Source organism: Synechococcus sp. H55.2 (assembly GCF_047462495.1).
GTDB lineage: Bacteria > Cyanobacteriota > Cyanobacteriia > Thermostichales > Thermostichaceae > Thermostichus.
Genome location: NZ_JANSJH010000067.1, coordinates 1 through 2,692, shown reverse-complemented (window position 1 = coordinate 2,692; position 2,692 = coordinate 1). Strand labels below are relative to the sequence as shown.

The window sequence follows — 2,692 nt, the reverse complement described above, 5'->3', positions numbered from 1 at the left end:
GTTCCCCCCTCTCCCTCTGGGAGAGGGGCTGGGGGTGAGGGCAACATAGCAGTGGGGAGTTGGAACAAGCTTCTGCCAGCAGTTCTAGAAGCCTGCAGTCTATGGCTCGACTGGAAGATCTCAACCCCGGTGCAAGGGTCAGAGGGATCCTGCCAAACCAAGCCGTTGTCATCGTCAACGTGAAATGGCACGGCAGCAGTGCCATCGAGGTCATCTACAAAGACATCCAGGGGCAGCCCCACGCAGAGCTGCTGTTTCGCAACCAAGAGCCAACTTTGGAAGTTGTTCAGGAGGGATCCCTTTGCAACTTCGAGGGAGAGGGTGCTCTCTTCCGGTTGGTTTCCGAAGCGCATCGCATTCGGCTGGCTCATCTTTTCGATCCCCTCCTAGCTGTCCACACCTCTCTGGTAGAGCCTCTGCCCCATCAAATCAGTGCCGTCTACGAGGAAATGCTGCCGCGGCAGCCGCTGCGGTTTTTGCTGGCCGACGATCCAGGGGCTGGCAAAACCATCATGGCAGGGCTGTTGATTCGGGAGCTGCTGATTCGCGGTGACCTGCACCGCTGTCTCATTGTCTGCCCCGGCAGTCTGACCCTGCAGTGGCAAGAGGAGATGGTGCAAAAGTTCCATTTGCCCTTTGAAATTTTGACCAACGATCGTCTTGAAGCAGCTCGAACAGGGAATCCATTTCAGGAGATTCCGCTGCTCATTGCCCGGCTAGATAAGCTTAGCCGAGATGAAGCCCTACAATATAAACTTAAGCAAGCCGATTGGGACTTGGTCGTTGTCGATGAGGCCCACAAACTTTCGGCATCCTTCTTTGGCGGAGAAATCAAAGAAACCAAGCGCTACAAGCTGGGTAAATTGCTCTCTCAGCTAACGCGCCACTTTTTGCTGATGACAGCCACTCCCCACAATGGCAAAGAAGCAGACTTTCAGCTTTTTTTGGCCTTGTTGGACGGAGATCGCTTTGAGGGAAAATTTCGAGATGGAGCTCACACCTGCGACGTCTCGGATCTCATGCGGCGATTGGTGAAAGAAGACTTGGTTAAGTTTGACGGCAAGCCGCTTTTTCCAGAGCGAAGGGCTTACACCGTCCAGTATGCCTTATCTGATCTGGAAGCCAAGCTTTATCAGGAAGTTACCGATTACGTACGAGAAGAGTTTAACAATGTAGATGCCTTGGACAACGATGGTCGCAAGAGAACTGTTGGTTTTGCCCTGACCATCCTACAGCGTCGGCTAGCCTCTTCTCCAGAAGCGATTTACCAATCCTTGCGGCGACGGCGACAGAGGCTGGAGCAGCGGCTTAGGGAAGAACAATTACGGAGTCGAGGAACGAGAAATATTACTGTCACTATTCCCCCGCTTGATGCGGAAGGTTGGGAGGAAGACTTTGAAGACTACACCGCTGACGAGCTGGAAAAACAAGAAGAAGAGTTGGTAGATCAAGCAACTGCCGCTCGCACCATTGTCCAGCTTAAGGCAGAGATTCAGCGGCTTCAGGATCTAGAAAAGCTGGCTGAACGGGTGCGACGCAGTGGTCAGGATCGCAAGTGGGAAGAATTGTCCAAGCTGTTGCAAAATCAAGGGGAAATGTTCGACGCCGGTGGACATCGGCGCAAGCTGGTGATCTTCACCGAACACCGGGATACCCTTGAGTACCTGGCCGACCGCGTGAGAACTCTGCTGGGGCAGTCAGAAGCAGTGGTTACTCTTCACGGCAGCATGGGTCGGGAGGAGCGCAAGAAGGCTGAAGAGGTTTTTAAGCAGGATCCGGCTGTGCAAATCTTGATTGCCACCGACGCCGCCGGGGAGGGGATCAACCTGCAGCGAGCCCATCTAATGGTTAACTACGACTTGCCCTGGAATCCCAATCGCTTGGAGCAACGGTTTGGGCGAATCCACCGCATTGGGCAAACTGAAGTCTGCCACCTATGGAATTTGGTGGCTGCAGAAACTCGCGAGGGGGATGTCTACCTGGCTTTATTGAAGAAGCTGGAGAGCGAGCAAAAAGCCCTAGGGGGCAAGGTCTTTGACGTGCTGGGCAAGGCTATTGATGGGAAGGAATTGCGAGAGCTGCTCATTGAGGCCATTCGCTATGGTGATGATCCAGAGGTGAGAGCTCGGCTAAACCAGAAGGTGGCAGATTACCTAGATCGAGAACGGCTGAGAAAGCTCCTGGAGGAACGGGCTCTGGCCCACGACTCCATGGACATCACCAAGGTGCAACAGATTCGATTAGAGATGCAGCGAGCTGAAGCCCGGAAGCTCCAGCCTCATTTTATTGCTTCCTTTTTCCTAGAGGCCTTTCAACACTTAGGGGGCACTGTGCAAAAGCGAGAATCCAAACGCTACGAAATTACCCACGTGCCGGCAGACATTCGCAATCGGGATCGCCAGATTGGCTTGGGCGCGCCTATTCTCAGAAAATACGAACGGATTACCTTTGATAAAAGCCTAGTTAGCGTTCCCGGAAAACCTTTGGCAGAGTTTGTCTGCCCTGGCCACCCTCTTCTGGAAGCCACCATCGATCTTATTCTGGAACGATACAGAGACTTACTTAGACAGGGATCCGTCCTTGTCGATGAAAGGGATCCCACCGAGACGCCGCGGGTTTTGGTGTACCTGGAGCACGCTATCCAGGATGGGCGGACTGATCGCAATGGCCAGCGGCGAGTCATTTCCCGCCG

General features: G+C 53.7%; 1 protein-coding gene. It reads left to right on the top strand.

Translation table 11 applies throughout. From position 1 onward, the window contains the following. Nucleotides 1-101: 101 nt before the first annotated feature. The coding region (locus NW844_RS08790; RefSeq protein WP_414335012.1) for a DEAD/DEAH box helicase at nt 102-2,692 on the top strand (2,591 nt) is incomplete at its 3' end.